This window comes from Paracoccus sp. NIOT.M2S5SZ12, assembly GCF_057748165.1.
Genome location: NZ_JBYLFR010000006.1, coordinates 114,701 through 129,700, shown reverse-complemented (window position 1 = coordinate 129,700; position 15,000 = coordinate 114,701). Strand labels below are relative to the sequence as shown.

Genomic DNA, 15,000 nt, shown 5'->3' with positions numbered 1-15,000 from the left:
ATGCTGTTGTCGCAACTGACCCTGACCGATGGCAGCCGCGCCGTCGCCGCCCGCACCCACGGACAGGCGCATCTGGTGCCGGGCGCCACCTCCACCCGCGATCTGGCGCTGGCCGCGTGGGAGGCACGCCGCGACCTGGCGGCCGAGGTCGCCGCACGCGGTCCCGGCGCGCCGGTCGATCTGACGGCCGCGCTGCGCGAGGGGCGGATGCTGCTGCCGCTGGACCATCCCGACCCCGCGCATCTGCACCTGACCGGCACCGGGCTGACCCATCTGGGCAGCGCCGCGACCCGCGACGCCATGCATCAGGGCGCGGACGAGACGCTGACCGACAGCATGCGGATGTTCCGCATGGGGCTGGAGGGCGGCAAGCCCCCGGCAGGCCAGGTCGGCGCGCAGCCCGAATGGTTCTACAAGGGCAACGGCCATGCCGCCGTGGCGCCGGGGGCGGCGCTGACCTCTCCGGCCTTCGCGCTGGACGGCGGAGAGGAGCCGGAGCTGGCGGGTCTTTACGTCATCGCCCCCGATGGCCGCCCGCTGCGGGTGGGCTTCGCGCTGGCCAACGAATTTTCGGACCATGTGACCGAACGCGGCAACTATCTGTGGCTGGCCCATTCCAAGCTGCGCCCGGCCAGCTTCGGCCCCGAACTGCGCGTGGGCCCCCTGCCCGACCATGTCGAGGGCCACAGCCGGATCATCCGCGACGGCACGACCCTCTGGGAAAAGCCCTTCCTGTCCGGAGAGGCCAACATGTCCCACAGCCTGGCCAATCTGGAACACCACCATTTCAAGTATGCGATCTTTCGCCAGCCCGGCGACGTGCATGTGCATTTCTTCGGCACGGCGACGCTGTCCTTCGCGGACGGGATCACCGCGCGGCCCGGCGACCGGTTCCGCCTAGACTGCGCCGAATTCGGGCTGCCGCTGGAGAATCCACTGGCCCATGACGACACGGAGGCGGCCCCGGTCGCCGTCGCAACGCTGTGAAGGTGCGCGCATGAGTTTCACCCCCGCCCCCTGGCCCCGCCGCCTGCGCTCGCAGGAGTGGTATGGCGGCACGTCGCGCGACACGATCTATCACCGCGGCTGGCTGAAGAATCAGGGCTATCCGCATGACCTGTTCGACGGCCGCCCGATCATCGGCATCCTGAACACATGGTCCGACCTGACGCCGTGCAACGGCCATCTGCGCGAGCTGGCCGAGAAGGTGAAGGCCGGCGTGTGGGAGGCGGGGGGATTCCCGGTCGAAGTGCCGGTCTTTTCCGCCAGTGAGAACACCTTCCGCCCAAGCGCGATGATGTTCCGCAACCTGGCGGCGCTTGCCATCGAGGAGACGATCCGCGGCCAGCCGATGGACGGCGCGGTGCTGATGGTCGGCTGCGACAAGACCACGCCCAGCCTGATGATGGCGGCGGCATCCTGCGACATCCCGTCGATCGTGGTCACCGGGGGGCCGATGCTGAACGGCTGGTTCCGGGGCGAGCGCGTGGGCTCGGGCACGCATCTGTGGAAGTTCAGCGAGGCCGTGAAGGCCGGAGAGATGAGCCAGGACGACTTCCTGGAGGCCGAGGCGTCGATGTCGCGATCGTCCGGGACCTGCAACACGATGGGCACGGCCAGCACCATGGCCTCGATGGCCGAGGCGCTTGGCATGGCGCTGTCCGGCAATGCCGCGATCCCGGCGGTGGACAGTCGCCGCCGCGTCATGGCGCAGATGTCGGGCAGGCGGATCGTGCAGATGGTCAAGGACGACCTGAAGCCATCCGACATCATGACCCGGCCAGCCTTCGAGAACGCGATCCGCGTGAACGGCGCCATCGGCGGCTCGACCAATGCGGTGGTGCATCTGCTGGCCATGGCGGGGCGCGTGGGCGTGGACATCACCCTGGACGATTGGGACCGCTGCGGCCGCGACGTGGCGACCATCGTGAACCTGATGCCCTCGGGGCAGTATCTGATGGAGGAGTTCTTCTATGCGGGCGGCCTGCCCGTGGTCATCAAGCGCCTGGCCGAGGCCGGGCAGCTGCATAAGGGTGCCCTGACCGTCAGCGGCCAGACCATCTGGGACGAGGTCAAGGGCGTCACCAACCACAACGAGGACGTGATCCGCCCCGTGGAGAACCCCCTGACGCCCCAAGGCGGCATCGCGGTCCTCAAGGGCAACCTGGCCCCGAACGGGGCGGTGCTGAAGCCCTCGGCCGCCAGCCCGCATCTGCTGGTCCATCGCGGCCGGGCGGTCGTCTTCGAGGATATCGACCACTACAAGGCCCGCATTACCGACGAGGCGCTGGACATCGACGAGACCTGCGTGATGGTGCTGAAGAACTGCGGCCCGCGCGGCTATCCCGGCATGGCCGAGGTCGGCAACATGGGCCTGCCGCCCAAGGTCCTGCGGCGCGGCATCACCGACATGGTGCGCATCAGCGACGCGCGCATGTCGGGCACGGCCTATGGCACGGTCGTGCTGCACACCGCCCCCGAGGCCGCGGCAGGCGGCCCCCTGGCGGTCGTGCGCGACGGCGACATGATCGAGCTGGACGTGCCGAACCGCCGCCTGCATCTGGACATTCCCGAGCCCGAGCTGGCCGCGCGTCTGGCCGCCTGGCGGCCCCTTCCCGATCAGCCGACCAGCGGTTACGCCTTCCTGCACCAGGCCCATGTGATGGGCGCCGATACCGGGGCCGACATGGACTTCCTGCGCGGCTGCCGGGGCAATGCGGTGGGAAAGGACAGCCATTGACGAAGATCGCGCTTGTGGGCATCGGCAAGATCGCCTTGGACCAGCATGTGCCGGCGCTGATGGCCAGCCCCGACTGGACGCTGGCCGCGACCGTCTCGCGCAGCGGGCGGGTGCCGGGCGTGCCGGGCTATGGCGACATCGACGCGATGCTGGCGGCGCATCCCGATATAGGCGCGGTCAGCCTGTGCCTGCCGCCGGTGCCGCGCTTTGCCGCCGCACAGGCGGTGCTGCGCGCCGGGCGGCACCTGATGCTGGAAAAGCCCCCCGGCGCCACCCTGTCCGAGGTCCACGCCCTGCAGGCCATGGCGGGGCGGGTCAGCCTCTATGCCACCTGGCACAGCCGCATGGCGCATGGGGTGGCCGCGGCGCGGGACTGGCTGGCCGGGCGACAGGTCCTGGGCGGGCACATCACCTGGCGCGAGGATATCCGCCACTGGCATCCCGGCCAGGACTGGATCATGGAGGCGGGGGGCATGGGTGTCTTCGATCCCGGCATCAACGCCCTGTCGATCCTGACCGCGATCCTGCCCCGCCCGGTGCATCTGATGGCGGCCGAGCTGGACCTGCCCGCCAACCGCCAGGCCCCGATCGCCGCGCGGCTGACCCTGTCGCAGGGCATCACCGCCGATCTGGATTTCCGCCAGGAGGGGCCGCAGAGCTGGGACATCGACCTGCGCACCGACGCGGGCAGGCTGTCCCTGCGCATGGGCGGGAACCTCTTGGAGATTGACGGGCGGCCGGTCGAGGGGCGGGACAGCATCATGCAGGAATATCCCGCGCTTTATGCCCGCATGGCGGCGCTGGTGCGCCAGGGCACCTCCGAGGTCGATCTGGCGCCGATGGTGCTGGTCGCGGATGCGTTCACCCTGGGACGGCGGATCACCGTCGCCCCATTCGATTTCTGAAGGACAGAGCATGACCCGATCCACGCATGGACATCACCTGATCGCGGGCGACTGGACCGCGGGCGATGGCGACCCGGTCGATCACGCCGCGCGGGCGGCCGAGGCGTCCTTCGCCGATTACGCCGCCACCTCCCGCACGGACCGCGCCGCCCTGCTGGAGGCCATCGCCGAGGAGATCGAGGCCCGCGCCGACGACATCACCCGGACCGCCGCCACCGAGACCGCCCTGCCCGAGGCGCGCCTGCAGGGCGAGCGGGGCCGCACCACCGGCCAGCTGCACCTCTTCGCGGACCATATCCGCGCGGGCGACTATCTGGACCGCCGCCATGACGCGGCCCTGCCCGACCGCCAGCCCCTGCCGCGCCCCGAGCTGCGGATGATCCAGCGGCCCATCGGCCCGGTCGCGGTCTTCGGCGCGTCGAACTTTCCGCTGGCCTTCTCGACGGCGGGGGGCGACACGGCCTCGGCGCTGGCGGCGGGCTGCCCAGTGGTGGTCAAGGGCCACCCTGCCCATCCCGACACCGGCCGGATCGTGGCCGAGGCCATCCGTGCCGCCATCCGCCGGACCGGCATGCCCGCGGGCATCTTCAGCTTCATCCAGGGCGACACGCATGCGGTGGGCGAGGCGCTGGTCCGCCATCCGCTGATCAAGGCCGTGGGCTTCACCGGGTCCTTGCGCGGGGGGCGGGCGCTTTACGATCTCTGCGCCGCGCGCCCCGAGCCGATCCCGTTCTTCGGAGAGCTGGGCAGCGTGAACCCCTGCTTCCTGCTGCCCGCCGCGCTGGCGGCGCGGGGCGCGCAGATCGCGCAGGGCTGGGCCGCCAGCCTGACCATGGGCGCGGGACAGTTCTGCACCAATCCCGGCCTGGTGATCCTGCCCGCGGATCGGGCCGACGGCTTTGCCCATACCGCCGCCGCGGCCCTGGCCGACGCCCCAGCCCAGACCATGCTGACCGACGGCATCGCCGAAGGCTTCCGCCAGGGGACCGACGCGCTGGCCGCCCTGGCCGAGCCGGTCCTGCGCCAGGACAGCGATGGCCGCAACGCCCGCCCCGCGATCTTCCGCGTCGACGCGGCGCGGTTCATGGCGGAGCCGGCCCTGGCGCACGAGGTCTTCGGCCCGGCGGGCGTGATCGTGGCGACCGACGGCGACGACCAGATGCTGGACCTGGCCCGCGCGCTGGAGGGGCAGCTGACCGTCACGCTGCATCTGGAGGCGGGCGACAGGGCGCTGGCCGCGCGGCTGATGCCGGTCCTGGAACGCAAGGCGGGCCGCATCCTGGCCAATGGCTGGCCCACCGGGGTCGAGGTCGCGGATGCGATGGTCCATGGCGGCCCCTACCCGGCCTCCACGAATTTCGGCGCGACCAGCGTGGGCACGCTGGCGATCCGGCGCTGGCTGCGCCCGGTCTGCTTCCAGAACCTGCCCGACGCCCTGCTGCCACCCGATTTGCGCGACTGAGGGGAGACAGGCGCGCAAAAACTCGCTCATATCACCCAAGGGAGGATACCATGACCAGAACTCTGATGACGACCGCCGCGGTGCTGGCGCTGTGCGGCGGGGCCGCCACGGCGCAGACCGTGGGCTTTTCGCAGATCGGCTCGGAATCGGGTTGGCGCGCGGCAGAGACCACGCTGACCCGGCAGCAGGCCGAGGAGCGCGGCTATCAGCTGCAATTCTCGGACGCGCAGCAGCGCCAGGAGAACCAGATCGCCGCGATCCGGTCCTTCGTGGCGCAGGGGGTCGATGCGATCCTGCTGGCGCCGGTGGTGGCGACCGGATGGGACAGCGTGCTGGAGGAGGCCGCCGAGGCCGAGATCCCCGTCGTCCTGCTGGACCGGCAGGTGGACAGCGACGAGAGCCTCTATCTGACCGCCGTCGGCTCGGATCTGGTCCATGAGGGCGAGGTCGCGGGACAGTGGCTGGTCGATCAGGTCGCGGGCGCGCCCTGCCGCATCGTGGAGCTGCAGGGCACCACCGGCTCCAGCCCCGCCATCGACCGCAAGACCGGCTTCGAGACCGCCATCGCGGGCCATGACAACCTGGAGATCGTGCGCAGCCAGACCGCCGACTTCACCCGCGCCCGCGGCAAGGAGGTGATGGAAAGCTTCCTTCAGGCCGAGGGCGGCGGGGCCGAGATCTGCGCGCTCTATGCCCATAACGACGACATGGCGGTGGGCGCGATCCAAGCCATCAAGGAGGCGGGGCTGGCACCCGGCAGCGACATCCTGATCGTCTCCATCGACGCGGTGCCCGACATCTTCCAGGCCATCGCCGCCGGAGAGGCCAATGCCACGGTCGAGCTGACGCCGAATATGGCCGGCCCCGCCTTCGACGCGCTGGAGGCCTTCTGGGCCGACGGCACCATGCCCGAGAAGTTCATCCAGACGGAATCGCGCCTTTATACGCAGGCCGACGATCCGCAGGGCGAATACGACCGCCGCAAGGACCTGGGCTACTGATGCCGCGCGGGCGGGCCGCATCAGGCCCGCCCGACCCCTGAGAGGAAACCGCATGCTGCTGTCGATCCGGTCGCTGACCAAGGTCTTTCCCGGCACCCGCGCGCTGGACGCGGTCGATCTGGACATCGCCGCGGGCGAGGTCCACGCCCTGCTGGGCGAGAACGGCGCGGGAAAATCCACGCTGATCAAGTGCCTGACCGGCGCCTATGCCCGCGACGGCGGCACGGTCGCGCTGGAGGGCGCGCCCATCGCCCCCCGATCGACCCGCGAGGCGCAGGAGCTGGGCATCGGCACGGTCTATCAGGAGGTGAACCTGCTGCCCAACCTGACCGTCGCGCAGAACCTGATGTTCGGGCGCGAACCGCGCCGCATGGGCCTGATCGACCGGCGCGCGATGCGGGCGCAGGCCCGCGCCACGCTGGCGCAATACGGGCTGGCCATCGACGTGGACCGCGATCTGGGCCGCTATTCGGTCGCGATCCGGCAGATCGTCGCCATCGCGCGTGCGGTCGAGATCTCGGGCAAGGTGCTGATCCTGGACGAACCCACCGCCAGCCTGGACGCGGCAGAGGTCGCGATGGTCTTTGACGTGGTGCGGGCCCTGCGCGACCGGGGCATGGCCATCGTCTTCGTGTCGCATTTCCTGGATCAGGTCTATGACCTGGCCGACCGGGTGACGATCCTGCGCAACGGCCGCCGCGTGGCCAGCCAGCCCATCGCGGGGCTGAGCCGCATGGCGCTGGTCGAACAGATGCTGGGCCGCGCGCTGGAGGCGGTGGTGGCCGACCCCGCCCCCGCGACCGCCGCCGCCCCCGCCATGCTGCATTTCGACGGCATCGGCCGGGCCGGGGTGGTGGCCCCCTTCGATCTAGAGATCGCGGCCGGAGAGGTCGTGGGTCTGGCGGGCCTTCTGGGGTCGGGCCGGACCGAGACGGCCGAGATGCTGTTCGGCATCCGCCCCGCCCAGACCGGCACCGCGCGCGACGCGGAGGGCCCGCTGGACCTGCGCCACCCGCGCGCGGCCATCGCCGCGGGCTTCGGCTTCGCCCCCGAGGATCGCAAGACCGACGGCATCGTGGCCGACCTGTCGATCCGCGAGAACATCATCCTGGGCCTGCAGGCGCGGCGGGGCTGGGCGCGTCCCATCCCGCGGGCCGAGCAGAACCGCCTGGCCGACGACTATATCCGGCAATTGGACATCCGCACCTCGGGCCGCGAGAAACCCATCGGAGAGCTGTCGGGCGGCAATCAGCAGAAGGCCGTGCTGGCCCGCTGGCTGGCGATGAACCCGCGCTTCCTGATCCTGGACGAGCCCACGCGCGGCATCGACGTGGGCGCCCATGCCGAGATCCTGCGCCTGATCCGCAGCCTGACCGCGCAGGGCCTGTCCCTGCTGATCATCAGCAGCGAGCTGGAGGAGCTGGTGGCCGTGGCCGACCGCGTGATCGTGCTGCGCGACCGCGCGCATGTGGCGCAGCTGACCGGCGCCGCCGTCACGCCCGACGCCATCATGCAGGCCATCGCCGCATCGGGGGACGCGGCATGAGCCTGATGTCGCGCATCGCCCCGCAGCTGATCGTGCTGGCCGCGCTGGTCGCGCTGGTCTCGGTCTTCTATCCGGGCTTCCTGTCCATTGACATCCAGAACGGCCGCCCCGTGGGGCCGGTCATCGACATCCTGAAACGCAGCGCGCCGGTGGCGCTTCTGGCGGTGGGCATGACGCTGGTCATCGCCACGCGCGGTATCGACCTGTCGGTGGGCACGATCATGGCGATCTGCGGGGCCGTGGCGGCCTGGGCGCTGACCCAGGGCATGGGCGTGGGGGCGGCGGTCGCACTGGCGCTCGCGGCGGGGCTGGCGGCGGGGCTGTGGAACGGGGTGCTGGTCGCGGTCGTGGGCATCCAGCCCTTTGTCGCGACGCTGATCCTGATGACGATGGGGCGCGGCGTGGCGCAGCTGATCACCGAAGGCCGCATCCTGACCTTCACCGATCCGGGCTTTGCCTGGATCGGGTCCGGCCTGGCCCTGGGCCTGCCGGTGCCGGTCTGGATCTGGCTGGCCACCGCCCTGGGCGTCGCCGCCCTGATGCGCCGCACCGCCCTGGGCCTGCTGGTCGAGGCGGTGGGCATCAACCGCCGCGCGGCCCATCTGGCGGGGGTGAACGCGACCGTCCTGCTGATCGCGGTCTATGTCGCCAGCGGCTTCTGCGCGGCGCTGGCGGGCATCGTCGTCGCCGCCGACATCCGCGGCGCGGATGCCAACAATGCGGGCCTGTGGCTGGAGCTGGACGCGATCCTGGCCGTTGTCATCGGCGGCAATTCCCTGCTGGGGGGGCGCTTCTCGGTCGCGGCCTCGGTGCTGGGGGCACTGATCATCCAGACGATCGGCGCGGGCATCCTGCTGGCGGGCTTCGCGGCGGAATACAACCTGATCATCAAGGCCGGGCTGGTGCTGGTCATCCTGGTCCTTCAATCGCCGCGCATCGCCGCCGAATGGCGGCTGTGGCGCGAGAGCCACCGCGCCGAGAGGGCCCGGACATGAACACCCGCCTGCTGCCCCTCTATGCCACCACGGCGATCTTCCTGCTGGCCTATGCTCTGGCCTACAGCCAGTTTCCGGCGATGCTGTCCACACGGGTCATCGGCAACCTGCTGACCGACAACGCCTATCTGGGCATCGCTGCGGTGGGGATGACGCTGGTCATCCTGTCGGGCGGGATCGACCTGTCGGTGGGCTCGGTCATCGCCTTCGCGGGGGTCTTCATCGCGGTCCTGCTGCGCGACACGGGGCTGCATCCGCTGGCGGTCTTTGCCGCGCTGCTGATGCTGACCACGGGTTTCGGGGCGGGGATGGGGTTCCTGATCGACCGGCTGGCCATGCCCGCCTTCATCGTGACGCTGGCGGGCATGTTCCTCGCGCGCGGGGCGGCGTATCTTATGTCGGTGCCGTCGGTGCCCATCACGCATCCCTTCTACAAGCTGCTGCAGGACGCCTATTGGCTGATGCCGGGGCGGGGGCGGCTGACGCTGATCGGAGTGCTGATGCTGGCCGTCGTGGCCCTGGGCGCGGTGGTCGCGCATCGCACGCGCTTCGGCGCCAGCGTCTATGCCCTGGGCGGCGGCGCGCAGACCGCGCGGCTGATGGGCGTGCGCCAGGGACGGACGACCGTGCTGGTCTATGCGTTCTCGGGGCTGATGGCTGGGCTCTCGGGGATCGTCTTCTCGGTCTATACCGGGTCGGGCTATTCGCTGGCCACGGTGGGGACCGAGCTGACGGCCATCGCCGCCGTGGTCATCGGCGGCACCCTGCTGAGCGGCGGCTCGGGCACCATGATCGGCACGCTGGTGGGCGTGCTGACGATGGGCCTCATCCAGACCTACATCGTCTTCGACGGCAGCCTGTCCAGCTGGTGGACCAAGATCGTCATCGGCCTGCTGCTCCTGGGCTTCATCCTGCTGCAGAAGGCCCTGCTGCGCCTGTCGCAGCGGACCGGCTGAGCGGCCGGTCCGCGCGTCACGACCCCGGGCCGAACCGCGCCTCCAGATGGGCCAGATAGGCCGCGGGATCGTTGGGCGTCAGCCCGAGACGCCCCAGGATCCCGCCGCGGCCAAGCGACCGGCCATGGCGCCAGACCGCATCCCCCAGACTGTCGCGCAGCGGCGCCAGATCGCCCGCCTCGGCCGCGGCGACGACCTGCAGCGATTTCTCCGCAAGATGGCGCATCAGCTGGGCCGCCGTCACGTTGCCGATCGTGTAGGTGGGGAAGGACCCGATATAGCCCGACGACCAATGGACGTCCTGCAGGCAACCCTGGGCATCGTCCTCGACCGCGACGCCCAGATCCTCGCGCATGGCGCGGTTCCAGGTGTCGGGGATGTCGGCGACCTGCAGGCTGCCGTCCATCAGCGCCATCTCGATGCGGACCCGCAGCATGATGTGCAGGTCATAGGTCAGCTCATCGGCCTCGACGCGGATCGGACCCGGCTCGACCCTGTTGATCGCGGCCACGAACGCCTCTTCTGTCACGTCGGACAGCGCCTCGGGAAAGGTGTCGCGCAGGCGCGGGAAATGCGTCCGCCAGAAGGCCGGACTGCGCCCGATATGGTTCTCCAGCAGGCGCGACTGGCTCTCGTGCATGCCGAAGCTGGTGCCGCCCACGGCATAGAGGCCGATCATGTCGGTCGCGAAGGCCCCGCGCGTATGCGCCGTATCGACGCCCTGTTCGTACAGCGCGTGGCCCACCTCGTGGATGGTGCCAAAGATCGACATGGGCAGATAGCGGCGCGGCCAGCGCGACGTGATGCGCACGTCGTTGCGGGTGAAGCTGACCTCGAACGAATGCACGGCGGTGTCCAGGCGGCCCCGGTCGAAGTCGTAGCCCAGGGCGCGCGCGGTCTCGGCCGCGAAACGCTGCTGAAGGTGCGGGTCGTAGTCGCGATAGAGAAAGTCGGTGCGCGGTGCGGGCCGGCCGCGGGCCCGGTCCAGGATCGGAAGGATGCCCGCCCGCAGGCGGTCGAACAGCGCGCCCAGGCTGGCCGCCGTCTCTCCGGGCTCGAACACCTGCACCATCGGATCATAGGGATGGCCCTCATGCCCCAGGGCCTCCGCCGTCCGCCGCGCCAGGGCCACGACCTGCTCCAGATGCGGCCGGAAGATGGCAAAGTCCCCCTGCGCGCGGGCCTTGGCCCAGGCCGCGCCCGCCACCGTCGCGTGGCGCGCCTTGGCCTCCAGCAGCTCAGCCGGCACGCGGGCGTGATGGTCGATCGCGTCGCGGACCGCCTGCGCCTGCGGATCGTCGCCCGCCGCCTCGACCGTGTCGCGCATGGCGGGGTCCAGGATCATCGCGCGCGCGATGCCCATCAGGGTGGCGACCTGATGACCACGCGTCTCGGCGCCGCCAGGCGGCATCTGCGTGCGCGCGTCCCAGTTCAGCATGTTGACCGTGCACAGCACATCGTTCAGCTGCCCGATGCGGGCGTGAAGGTCCTGGCTCATGCGGCACCTCTCTGCATGTCTGTCCCGCCGTCGTTCAGGTGGCAGGCCACGGTGCGGGCGACCCCGGCGGCGCTCAGCCGTGGCACCTCGGCCCGGCATCGCGGACCCGCGAGGGGGCAGCGGGGATGGAAGGCGCAGCCGGGCGGCGGCGCGATGGGCGACGGGATCTCTCCCTTGATGGCCTCGAACCGGCCGCGGCCCGTGCCGACGGTCGGGATCGAGGCGAACAGCGCGCGGGTATAGGGATGGCGCGGATCGGCATAGAGCCGATCGGCCGGGGCCAGCTCGACCAGGCGGCCCAGATACATGATCGCGACGCGGTCGCAGACATGGCGGACGACCGACAAGTCGTGGCTGATGAACAGCGCGGTCAGGCCCAGCTGATGGCGCAGGTCCATGAACAGGTTCAGCACCTGCGCCTGGATCGACACGTCCAGCGAGGCGACGGCCTCGTCCAGGACCAGCACCTCGGGCTGCATCGCCAGGGCGCGGGCGATGGCGATGCGCTGCCGCTGGCCGCCCGAGAACTGATGCGGCAGGCGGTCGGCATAGGCGCCCTCCAGCCCCACCTGCTCCAGCAGGGCGCGGATGCGGGCGCGCACCTGATCGGCGGGGATGATGCCGTGATGGCGCGGCCCCTCGGCCAGGGTCTCGCCGACCTTCATGCGGGGGTTCAGGCTGGCGAAGGGGTCCTGATGGATCATCTGGACCTGCGTCGTGCGCTTGTGGACGGTGCCGCCCCGCACGTCGGCGACGGGGCTGCCGTTCAGCGTCACCCGCCCGGATGTGGGCGCGTGGATGCCCGCGACCACCCGGCCAAGCGTCGACTTCCCGCAGCCGGATTCGCCGACGATGCCCAGGACCTCGCCCCGCGCCACGGTCAGCGACACGTCGGTCAGGGCATGCACCGTGACCGGCCTGCCGCCGCCGGTGAAGCGTCCGGCCAGACGCTCGGCCAGGCCGGGATTGCGGGTGAACCGCTTGGAGAGGGCGTCGATCGTCAGGATGGGATCGGTCATCGGTCCTCCAGCGGATGATGGCACAGGACGGCCTGCCCGTCGCGCACATCCGACGGCGGCGCGGTGCGGCACAGCGCGGTGGCGCGGGGACAGCGGGGGCGGAACGCGCAGCCCTCGGGCAGGCGCGACAGCTGCGGCGTCGAGCCGGGGATCTGCGGCAGCCGGCGCCCCGGCTCGTGCAGCGCCGGGATCGAATCCAGCAGGCCCCGCGTGTAGGGATGGCGCGGATGGCCGATCACCTGCTCGGCCGTGCCGCGTTCGACGATCCGGCCCGCATACATCACGCAGATGTCGTCGGCCAGGCTGGAGACCACGGCCAGATCATGCGTGATCCAGACGATGGCCGCACCGGTCCGGTCGGCCAGCGCGCGCACCTCGGCCAGGATCTGGCCCTGGATCGAGACGTCCAGAGCGGTCGTGGCCTCGTCCGCGATGATGACCGAGGGACTGTGCAGCAGCGCCATGGCGATCGCCACCCGCTGGCGCATGCCGCCCGACAGCTGATGGGGATAGGCCTTCAGGCGCTCGGCGGGGGACGGGATGCCCACGACCTCCAGTGCCTTGCGGGCATGCTCCAGCGCGTCGGGGCGCGACATGGGCCGATGCACCCGCACCGCCATGGCCATCTGGTCGCCCACCCGCAGGACCGGGTTCAGCGTCATCATCGGGTCCTGGAACACCATCGCGACCTTGCGCCCGCGCATCCGGCGCAGCGCCTCGGGCGACAGCCCGCGCAGGTCCACCCCGTCGACCAGCACCGCCCCCGCCGTCACCTCGCCCGGCGCGTCGATCAGGCCCAGGATCGAGAAGCCGGTGACGCTTTTCCCCGAGCCGCTTTCGCCGACCAGCCCCATGATCCGGCCGGGCTGGACGGCAAAGCTGACATCGTCGACGGCGGTGACATGGCCCGACCGCGTCTCGAACCGGGTGGTCAGGCCCCGGACGTCCAGTGCTGCGGTCATCGGTTGTTCCTCGGGTCGATCACGGTCCGGACCTGGTCGCCGACCAGGTTGATCGCCACCACGGTGATCATCAGGAAGACGCCGGGATAGATGGACAGCCACGACCGCCCGGCATGAATGTACTTGAACCCGTTCGAGATCAGCGACCCCAGGGACGGCTCGGTCAGCGGCAGGCCCACCCCCAGGAAGGACAGCGTCGCCTCCAGCGAGATGGCGCTGGCGACCTGGACCGTGGCCACCACGATCAGCGGCGGCAGGACGTTGGGTAGAAGGTGCCGGAACAGGATGCGCCGCGTCGGCAGCGGCGTCGAGCGGGCGGCCTCGATATAGTCCTTGCGCCGCTCGACCGAGGCCGCGCCGTGGGTGGTGCGCGCGAAGTAGGCGTATTGCGCCACGACCAGCGCCAGGATGATCTGCGCCACCCCCTGCCCCAGCACGGCCGCCATCACCAGAGCCAGCAGGATCGCGGGCATCGACAGCTGCAGGTCCACGATGCGCATCAGCAGCGCCTCGATCCGGCCGCCGAAATAGGCCGCGGTCAGGCCGATGCCGATGCCCAGGATCAGCGCCAGCGCCCCGGCGGTGATGCCGATCAGGAAGCTGGTGCGCAGCCCGTAGAGGATCGCCGACAGCATGTCGCGTCCCACATTGTCCGTGCCCAGCAGGTGGACATAGCCGCCCGACCCGGTCTGGCCCGGCCGCAGGAAGGCGTCCGCCCAGTCCAGCTGTCCCAGGTCGTAGGGGTCCTGCGGGACCAGCCAGGGCGCGCCGAAGGACGCGACCAGCAGGGTCACGATCACCGCCAGCGCGCCCATCGCGACCCAGGAGCGGCGATAGTCTGCCCAGAAGTGGCGCAGGCGCAGGGCCCGCGTCTCGGCGGGCGCTGCGGGAATGTCGGCGGCAGAGGTCATCATGCGCCTCCCTTCAGGCGGACGCGCGGATCCAGCCGCGCATAGATCAGATCGACGGCCAGGTTGATCATCACGAAGAGCAGCACGACCATGACCAGGTAGGACACCATCACCGGCCGGTCCAGCTGCAGGATGCTGTCGATGATCAGCTTGCCCACGCCGGGCCAGTTGAACACCGTCTCGGTCACCACGGCGAAGGCCAGGGTCGAGCCCAGCTCCAGCCCGAACACGGTCACCAGCGGGATCGAGATGTTGCGCAGGACGTGGCCGAAGACGATCTGCCGGTCCGGCAGACCCTGCGCGCGGGCGAAGCGGACATAGTCGGTGCCCATCGCCTCGACCATGCCGGCGCGGGTCAGCCGGATCATCAGGCCCATCTTGAACAGCGACAGGTTGATGGCCGGCATGATGACATGGGACCAGCCGTCGGCGGTGGCCAGGGACGTCTTGAACCACAGGACCTGCGCCACCTCTCCGCGCCCGCCCGAGGGCAGCCAGCCCAGGTTGACCGCGAAGGCCATGATCAGCAGCATCCCGATCCAGAAGGTCGGGACCGAGAAGCCCAGGACCGACAGCGCCATGATCAGCTTGGCCGGGATGCCGTTCGGGCGATAGCCCGCATACATGCCCGCCGGAACCCCGATCAGCGTGGCGATGCCGATCGACACCAGCACCAGCTCCAGCGTCGCGGGTAGGCGCGAGAAGACTAGCGACGTGACCGGGATGTTGTAGACCATCGACCGGCCCAGATCGCCCTGGAACACGTTGCCGACAAAGGTGAAGTACTGCTGCCACAGGGGCTGGTCGAAGCCGTATTGCCGGATCAGCGCCTCGCGGATCTCCTGGCTGGCGCCGGGGTCGATCATCACGTCGATCGGATTGCCGATCGCATAGACGCCGACGAAGACGATGATCGACATGACGAAGACGACCATCATCGCCTGGATCAGACGACCCACAAGATAGCCCAACATCGCTTTCCCCTGTGTCCTTCCTGTCCGCCTG

At 70.3% G+C, this 15,000-nt stretch carries 13 protein-coding genes; 8 read left to right on the top strand and 5 right to left on the bottom strand.

From position 1 onward, the window contains the following. Genes araD1 through yjfF form a run of 8 tightly spaced genes read left to right on the top strand, consistent with a single transcriptional unit; the run spans window position 1 to window position 9,605 of the window. Entirely contained in the window at window positions 1-987 is a 987-nt protein-coding gene (gene araD1, locus AC2SGK_RS07555) for an AraD1 family protein (RefSeq protein ID WP_488322978.1), read from the top strand. A gap of 10 nt (window positions 988-997) precedes the next feature. Further along, complete coding sequence (gene araD, locus AC2SGK_RS07550) at window positions 998-2,740, top strand: L-arabinonate dehydratase (RefSeq protein WP_488322977.1); 1,743 nt, start codon at window positions 998-1,000, stop codon at window positions 2,738-2,740. Beyond that, window positions 2,737-3,645 carry a Gfo/Idh/MocA family protein gene (locus AC2SGK_RS07545; protein ID WP_488322976.1) on the top strand — a complete coding sequence of 303 codons (909 nt, stop codon included), beginning with the start codon at window positions 2,737-2,739 and terminating at the stop codon, window positions 3,643-3,645. Before araD ends, AC2SGK_RS07545 begins: the two co-directional genes overlap by 4 nt. A gap of 10 nt (window positions 3,646-3,655) precedes the next feature. Beyond that, window positions 3,656-5,107: an aldehyde dehydrogenase (NADP(+)) gene (locus AC2SGK_RS07540; protein ID WP_488322975.1), complete on the top strand. Its 1,452-nt coding sequence runs from the start codon at window positions 3,656-3,658 to the stop codon at window positions 5,105-5,107. Between the two features lie 50 nt (window positions 5,108-5,157). Further along, window positions 5,158-6,108: a galactofuranose ABC transporter, galactofuranose-binding protein YtfQ gene (gene ytfQ, locus AC2SGK_RS07535; RefSeq protein ID WP_488322974.1), complete on the top strand. Its 951-nt coding sequence runs from the start codon at window positions 5,158-5,160 to the stop codon at window positions 6,106-6,108. Between the two features lie 52 nt (window positions 6,109-6,160). After that, entirely contained in the window at window positions 6,161-7,654 is a 1,494-nt protein-coding gene (locus AC2SGK_RS07530; RefSeq protein WP_488322973.1) for a sugar ABC transporter ATP-binding protein, read from the top strand. Further along, complete coding sequence (locus AC2SGK_RS07525; protein ID WP_488322972.1) at window positions 7,651-8,649, top strand: ABC transporter permease; 999 nt, start codon at window positions 7,651-7,653, stop codon at window positions 8,647-8,649. The genes AC2SGK_RS07530 and AC2SGK_RS07525 overlap by 4 nt, the downstream gene beginning before the upstream one ends. Beyond that, window positions 8,646-9,605, top strand: coding sequence for a galactofuranose ABC transporter, permease protein YjfF (yjfF, locus tag AC2SGK_RS07520; RefSeq protein ID WP_488322971.1), 960 nt, complete (start codon window positions 8,646-8,648; stop codon window positions 9,603-9,605). The genes AC2SGK_RS07525 and yjfF overlap by 4 nt, the downstream gene beginning before the upstream one ends. Before the next feature lie 16 nt (window positions 9,606-9,621). Here the strand turns inward: yjfF and AC2SGK_RS07515 are convergent, their stop codons facing one another. The 5 genes from AC2SGK_RS07515 to AC2SGK_RS07495 are packed head-to-tail and all read right to left on the bottom strand — an operon-like array spanning window position 9,622 to window position 14,969. Then, the gene (locus AC2SGK_RS07515; RefSeq protein WP_488322970.1) at window positions 9,622-11,103 is read right to left on the bottom strand and encodes a carboxypeptidase M32; all 1,482 of its coding nucleotides are present in this window, start codon (window positions 11,101-11,103) and stop codon (window positions 9,622-9,624) included. Next, window positions 11,100-12,122 (bottom strand): ABC transporter ATP-binding protein, encoded by a 1,023-nt coding sequence (locus AC2SGK_RS07510; protein ID WP_488322969.1) that lies wholly within the window; start codon window positions 12,120-12,122, stop codon window positions 11,100-11,102. Before AC2SGK_RS07510 ends, AC2SGK_RS07515 begins: the two co-directional genes overlap by 4 nt. Beyond that, window positions 12,119-13,084: an ABC transporter ATP-binding protein gene (locus AC2SGK_RS07505; RefSeq protein ID WP_488322968.1), complete on the bottom strand. Its 966-nt coding sequence runs from the start codon at window positions 13,082-13,084 to the stop codon at window positions 12,119-12,121. Before AC2SGK_RS07505 ends, AC2SGK_RS07510 begins: the two co-directional genes overlap by 4 nt. Then, window positions 13,081-13,995, bottom strand: a complete 915-nt coding sequence (locus tag AC2SGK_RS07500) for an ABC transporter permease (RefSeq protein WP_488322967.1) — start codon at window positions 13,993-13,995, stop codon at window positions 13,081-13,083. The genes AC2SGK_RS07505 and AC2SGK_RS07500 overlap by 4 nt, the downstream gene beginning before the upstream one ends. Next, window positions 13,995-14,969: an ABC transporter permease gene (locus AC2SGK_RS07495; protein WP_488322966.1), complete on the bottom strand. Its 975-nt coding sequence runs from the start codon at window positions 14,967-14,969 to the stop codon at window positions 13,995-13,997. The genes AC2SGK_RS07500 and AC2SGK_RS07495 overlap by 1 nt, the downstream gene beginning before the upstream one ends. Between the last annotated feature and the right edge of the window lie 31 nt (window positions 14,970-15,000).